General features: G+C 71.1%; 4 protein-coding genes. 1 reads left to right on the plus strand and 3 read right to left on the minus strand.

Translation table 11 applies throughout. The annotated features are described in order from the left end of the window. Window positions 1–7 precede the first annotated feature (7 nt). The 3 genes from VIM26_RS02135 to VIM26_RS02145 form a co-directional block, all read right to left on the minus strand. Window positions 8–3,520, minus strand: coding sequence for a PKD domain-containing protein (locus VIM26_RS02135; protein WP_331948670.1), 3,513 nt, complete (start codon window positions 3,518–3,520; stop codon window positions 8–10). A gap of 194 nt (window positions 3,521–3,714) precedes the next feature. Then, window positions 3,715–4,944, minus strand: coding sequence for an RNA polymerase sigma factor (locus VIM26_RS02140; protein ID WP_331948672.1), 1,230 nt, complete (start codon window positions 4,942–4,944; stop codon window positions 3,715–3,717). A 9-nt stretch (window positions 4,945–4,953) separates the two neighbouring features. Then, window positions 4,954–5,343 (minus strand): YciI family protein, encoded by a 390-nt coding sequence (locus VIM26_RS02145; protein WP_331948673.1) that lies wholly within the window; start codon window positions 5,341–5,343, stop codon window positions 4,954–4,956. 211 nt (window positions 5,344–5,554) lie between these two features. On the opposite strand from VIM26_RS02145, the gene VIM26_RS02150 reads away from it, so the two are divergent. Beyond that, a complete protein-coding gene (locus VIM26_RS02150; RefSeq protein ID WP_331948674.1) occupies window positions 5,555–6,376 on the plus strand; it encodes a class I SAM-dependent methyltransferase in 822 nt (273 codons plus the stop codon). Window positions 6,377–6,610 lie beyond the last annotated feature (234 nt).

Here is a 6,610-nt window from a genome sequence, read left to right on the forward strand (position 1 = left end):
GGGGGGGCTAGGGACCTGTCACGGTGAGGTTGTCTACGGCGACGAGGAGCGGTCCGTTGGTGGTCGTGCTGGACGTGAGCGCCGCCAGCCCGGTGTACCCGGGACCCTGCATGCCCGCCGTCGCGTCGGTGGTCTGGATCAGCCACGCGGCGGGCTCCGCCTGGGCCGCCGCCCACACCTTGCCCCGCAGGACCGTCGGCGAGGCTCCGCTGACGTCGAACAGCACCACGAGGGGAGTACCGGCCGAGTAGGTGACCCCTGGCACGGTGATCTCGGAGGTGATCGCCGTCTCGGCGCCCGCGGCGTCGGTCCGCACGACCCGTGCGGTCACCGAGCCCGTTGCCTTGTGGCCGACCTTCAGTCGGTACGAACCCCCGCTCGTGATCCGCCCGCGTAGCAGGAACCACCCGCCTGACCCGGACGGACGCTTGTTCCAGCTCTCGGTCACCTGAATGCGCACGCTGGTTCCGGTCGCGCCCGGCAGCCGGGTCTCCGCGACCGAGCTCGCACCGCTCAGGGTGTACTGACCGGTGGCACCCGTCACGCTCGTCGTGCCGGTGGCGCTCCACGCCCCGCCGACGTCGGCGGAGCCCCAGCCGCTGGCCACGGTCCGCGCGAAGGCGTCGGACGCCAGCACCGGAGCGGCGGCGGCGACCGTGACGGTGCGTGTTGCGGTCCCCTGGGCGCCGTCGTTGTCGGTCGCGGTGAGGGTGATCGTGTACGGGCCGTCCGACGAGTACACGTGCGACGCCGTGGCCGTCGTGGCCGCGGCGCCATCGCCGAAGTCCCAGGCGTAGGAGGTCACCGTTCCGTCGGCGTCCGTCGTCGCCGTGCCGTCGACGAGGACTGACAGGCCGGTCACCGCCGCGGTGAAGCTCGCCACCGGCGGCTGGTTCGGTGCGTTCGGGTCCGTGACCTCGACCTGGTGGGACGTCCAGCCGCTGGCGCCGGCGTTGTCGGTCACGGTGAGGGTGATCGTCTTGGTGCCGCCGGTGAGGTAGGCGTGGTTCGCCGTGACGCCGGTGCCGGTCGCGCCGTCACCGAAGTTCCAGGCATAGGAGGCGATCGTCCCGTCCAGGTCGGTGGACGTCGACCCGTCGACGCTCGCGGTGAGGTCCCCACCCGTCGCGGTGAACCGCGCGGTGGGCGCCAGGTTCGCCGGGACGCCGCCGGTTCCCGTTGTGTGGTGTGCGGCGACCTCGGCCGGCGTCAGCGCCCGGCCGTAGATCGCGACATCGTCGATGTCCCCGACGAAGTCGTCGGCCCCGGCCCCCGGCCAGGTGCTCATCGCGTCGCCCCCGATCCGCCAGTACCCGCTGTAGACCCCTGCGCTGACGACGTCCGCACGCTCCGCCAACAGGTCCCCGTCGACGAAGAGCCGCATCCCGGTCGCGCCGAGCGTGGCGACCACGTGGTGCCACTGTCCGTCGTTGACCGGGTCCGGGGTCGTGATGACCCGAGTGATGGCGGGGTAGACGCCGAAGTTGAGCCGGCCGTCGGTGCCCAGGTAGAGGTGCCGGTCGTCATTGGTGCTGGTGCCGGTCGAGGAGTCGCCGAAGCCCACGATCCGCCCGCCGGTGGTCGACGTCGTCTTGATCCATGCCTCGAGGGAGAAATGGTTCATTGCACCCGTGCTGCGCGTGCCGTAGATGCGGGACGTGGACGCCCCGGTGAACTGCGCGGCCTTGTTGGTGTCCCCGAACAGCGCTCCGGGTACCCCTCGAACGACCCCCGAACCGACCGAGGAGTCGCCGTACCCGGTCCAGTCCTGGGTGGACCCCGACGTGTCCCCCAGTCGCCAATAGGCCGCAGGGTTGTCGTTCATCACCCCGAGGGCATAGGCCCCGAGCGAGGAGCTCGAGCCGGCGACCACGCTCACCGACGGCGAGGTGGTGGTGTTGCCGAACGGATCGCTCTCCCGGATGCGGTAGCTGTAGGACCGCCCGTTCACCAGGCCGGTGTCGGTGAACGACACCCGCGGACGCTCCCACCAGGTGGAGTTCGCCGTCGTCGTGTACAGCGGCGTGCTCGAGCCGTCGCGCAGCACGGCGTAGGTCAGGGTCTCGTTGTCACGGTCCCAGTTGGTCGGCCAGGACACCTGCGCGGTTCCGGCTGCCTGCGACGAGCCGGCCGGCTGCAGGGCCGAACCCGTCAGGCGCAGACCCTGCTGGTTCGTCGACGTCGGCGCGCGAGCCATCCGGACCAGGCCCTGCTGGGACACCCCTTCGACGGTGAGGAACTCGCCGCCGAACGTGACGTAGTCACCGCTCCCGGTGATGCTCCAGGCCGCCTGACCGGTGCCGGTGAACGTCCCCCCGGTCATGTCGGGGAAGAAGTTCAGGTTCGCCGGGGCCCGGAAGCCCTGCCAGTCGAAGTAGTTCGGGACGGTGTTCGGGGTGATCGTCGAGACGTCCTTCGTGGAGAACGCGAGGGCGAATTTCCACGAGGTGAGCGGGAAGGAACCGATGTTGGAGCAGAAGTGCGGGTGGCCCACGCCGTAGATGACGCCCTGGGCGGCGTCCGCATAGATGGAGTAGGTGTCGCCGTGGCAGTCCTCGATCCAGACGATCGCGCCGGTGTTGGGGTTCGCGGCGAAGATCCCCTCGAGGTTGCCGTACCCGCCGTTGTGCCCGAGGAATGCGAAGCCCGAGCCGTAGATCAGGTTCCCGTCCGTCGTCAGGGACTCGATCCCGGAGTCGTAGCCGTAGTCGGTCACGATCTTGTTCGCGTCCCACTGGAGCACCGCCGCGTTGGACGCCGCGAGGGCAGCCGAACCGAGCGCGGGGACGGTGCCGATCCGATCGAACCGGCCGCCCACGATCACCCTGCTGTGGTCCGGGCTCATGAGGATCGAGTCGACCTGGGCCGACTGCGCCGAGGCTCGCCAGGACAGCAGCCCTCCCGTGGTGGCGTTGAGGGCGGCGAGGCGCGGGCGCGAGATCCCGGCCACCGAATTGAACCGGCCGCCGAAGTAGATGGTGCTCGACGTCGAGGTGATCGCGCGCACGGTGGAGTCGGGGTTGGGGTTGAAGCGTGAGATGCGCTCACCCGTGATCGCATCGAGGACGACGAACCGGTTCTGCGCGACGCCGTTCACCCGCGTGAAGTCACCGCCGACGTAGATCTGGGTCCCGTCCGCCGAGCCGGCGATGGAGTAGGCCGCCCCGTTCAGGGTCGGCGCCCAGGAGTCGACGAGGACGCCGGTGGCAAGGTCGTAGGCCAGCAGGTCCGAGCGCGGCACCGTCTGGGTCCCGGCGGCGGCGCCGGCCGGTCGCGCCGTCGTGAACTGCCCGGCGACGTACACCGTTCCGCCGACGATGGCCTGCGCCCACGCGACGCCGTCGATCTGGGTCGTGGGCAGTCCGTCGGCCGCGACGGTGGTCGGCGTCGTCGGGTCGGCCGGTGCCGAGTCGGCGGAAGCGGTCCGCTGGGGGCCGGCGACAACGAGACCGGCAAGGACGAGACCACCGATCGCGAGGCCGGCGATCGCCCGGGGAAGGGAAGCAAGGACAGCTCGCATGACGATCCTCTCGGGCCGGCGGTGGAGCGGGGTGCATGCACCGTCGTGGCCGCGCCGACGCGCCGACGGCTCACCGAACACAGCCTGCCGGATAACCGGTACAAAGCGGTAGATATCGGGCCAAACACGATCGAGTTATCGGCGGTGAATCTTTCGCGTGCGATCGACCCGGCGAGCCGAACGCGCGGTGGACATCAGCCGCCGAGGAGCGCGCTGCGGTTGCGTTCGAGGAAGGCGCGCTCGCTCGCGTTCTCGGAAAGGTCGATCGCCCGGGTGTACGCCCGCACCGCGTCGGCGTCTCGGCCGAGCCGCCGGAGCAGGTCGGCGCGGATCGCGTGAAAGAGGTAGTAGCCGTCGAGGTCGAGACCGTCGACGACGCCGAGTGCGGCCTGCGGCCCGGAGACCTCGGCCAGTGCGACCGCGCGGTTGAGGGCAACGACCGGGCTCGGGACCAGCAGCGCAAGCTGGTCGTAGAGCTCCAGGATCTGCCACCAGTCGGTGACCGCCGGGTCCGGCGCGTCGCTGTGGACGGCGTTGATCGCGGCTTGGAGCTGGTACGGGCCGGGCCGACCGAGCTGGAGGCAACGCCGGACGATGCGCTGCCCCTCCGCGATCAGGGGTTGGTCCCAGCGGCTGCGGTCCTGGTCGGCGAGCAGCACGAGGTCGCCGTCGGGCGTGGTCCGGGTGGTCCGGCGGGACTCGACGAGGAGCATCAGCGCGAGCAGCCCGAGCACCTCGGGGTCGTCGGGTACGAGCTCGGCCAGGAGGCGCCCGAGGCGGATCGCCTCCGCGCAGAGATCCTCACGGATGAGGTGGTCACCCGAGCTCGCGGTGTAGCCCTCGTTGAAGATCAGGTAGACGACGGCGAGCACAGCCCGGCGGCGATCAGGCAGGTCGGCCTCGTCCGGGACCCGGTACGGGATCCGCGCGTCGCGGATCTTGCCCTTCGCGCGGACGATCCGCTGCGCCATGGTCGACTCCGGTACTCCGAACGCGTGCGCGATCTGCATCGTGGTGAGCCCGCCGAGGAGCCGGAGCGTGAGCGCGACCTGGGCGCCGGTCGCGAGCGACGGGTGGCAGCAGGTGAAGATCAGGCGCAGCCGGTCGTCACGCACGGCACCCTCCTCGTGCGGTTCGCCGCGGGCCTGCAGCAACGCGGCCTGGGCGTGCCGGTCCGCGCGGGACGACTCTCGACGGAGGCGGTCGATCGCCCGGTTCCGGGCGGTCGTGATGATCCAGCCGGCCGGGCTGGGCGGGAGGCCGTCGACCGGCCAGCGCTGCACGGCCGACGTGAACGCGTCCTGGACAGCGTCCTCGGCCGTGTCGAGGTCACCGAACACGCGAGCCAGCACGGCCACCGCGCGACCGTATTCGGCGCGGAACACCCGGTCGATCTCGGCGGGGGTGATGTTGTCGGCGGGCACTGTCCGGGGTCAGCGGTGGGGCTGGGTCTCGGGCTGGACCTGGTCCTGGGCCTGTGTCTGGGCCTGGAACGGCCGGACCTCGATCGGCAGGGTGGTGGCCCGGGCGAGCCTGCGTCCCCAGTCGAGCGCGGAGTCCAGGTCGCGCGCGGTGATGATGGTGAATCCCCCGAGGTGTTCCTTGCCCTCCGCGAAGGGCCCGTCGGTCAGCAGGATCTCGCCGTTCTTCGGCCGCACGACCGTGGCGGTGCTCGGCGGGTACAGCCCCCCGGCGAAGACCCAGGCGCCGGCTGCCCTGAGCTCGGCGTTGAAGGCGTCAAGATCGCGGGAGATGGCTTGCAGGACGTCCGGCGCGGGGACGGGCCCGTCGGGCTGGTAGACGCTCAGCAGGTACTGGGTCATGGGTGCTCTCCTCCTCGAGTGGCGCTGGCCGGCCGCATGCCGGCCTTCACCCCTACACGAACAGCCAGGGCGTGGATCGACAGATCATCACGGCTGCGGCGCCGAGTTCGCCGTTTGCTCGCGACTTCGCCGGTCGAAACCGACGATCTCGCGCCAGTATGGCGAAGTCGAGGGGTCGGCGCAGTGCCGCGGCGCTGCCATCATGGGCGCCATGTCCCTGGAGAGCCGTTCCGCGATGCGCGACTACTACGACGAGCTGGGCGCGGACGAATGGCTGCGACTGACGCGCGACCTGCCCGGGCGGGCCAGCTTCGAGGTGCACCGGCGGTTCCTGACCCGGTTCGTGCGACCGGGAGCGCGCGTGCTCGAGGTCGGGGCGGGTCCGGGCCGGTTCACGCAGGTGCTCGCCGAGCTCGGCGCGCGGATCGTGGTGACCGACTTCTCCCCCGTGCAGCTCGATCTCAATCGCACCTACATCGGCGGCACGCCCGCCGAGTCCGCCGTCGAGTCGCGCGAGCTGCTGGACGTCTGCGACCCCTCGCGCTTCGCCGACGGCGAGTTCGACGTCGTCCTGGCGTACGGCGGCCCCCTGTCGTACGCGTTCGAGCGGACCGACGAGGCACTGCTGGGCCTGCTCCGGATAGCCCGGCCCGACGGCGTCGTGGTCGCCTCGGTGATGTCGACGCTCGGTTCGTGGCGGCACCTGCTGCCGGGCGCCGTCGGGGTGGCGGCCGAGCACGGCGAGGACGCGAACGACGCCGTGCTGCGCACCGGCGACCTGCGCCACGTCGGCGCCCGGCACGTGTGCCAGATGTTCCGCGCGCGGGAGGTCGAGGACCTGGTCGCTCGCTGCGGGGCACGGGTGCTCGGCGCCAGCGCGAGCAACTGGGCGTCGCTCGGCGACCCCGCCGCGCTCGCGGAGCTCGAGGCGGACCCGGTCCGCTGGGAACGGTTCCTGGCGAACGAGGTCGCCGCCTGCGCCGAACCGGGTGCGCTCGACGGCGGCACGCACCTGATGTTCGCGGCCCGGTAGGCCCGCGCCTCACGTCCGCCGCCCGATACGAACCTCGCTGGCCCCCGACGGACACCCAGGGCGCCCGTCGAGAAGTCGATATTCGCCCATCCGGGCGCCTTGGGATGGGCGGAAATCGACTTCTCGACGGAGGGTTGGCGGCTGAACGCCTATGGCATCGGACACCATTGCCGAGAATCTCCGGAACGTCCGGTAATCCACCCCCAGGCAGCCATTTCGTGAGCCTATCCACAG

It is taken from the genome of Pengzhenrongella sp. (assembly GCF_036565025.1).
In the GTDB taxonomy this organism is placed as follows: domain Bacteria; phylum Actinomycetota; class Actinomycetes; order Actinomycetales; family Cellulomonadaceae; genus Pengzhenrongella.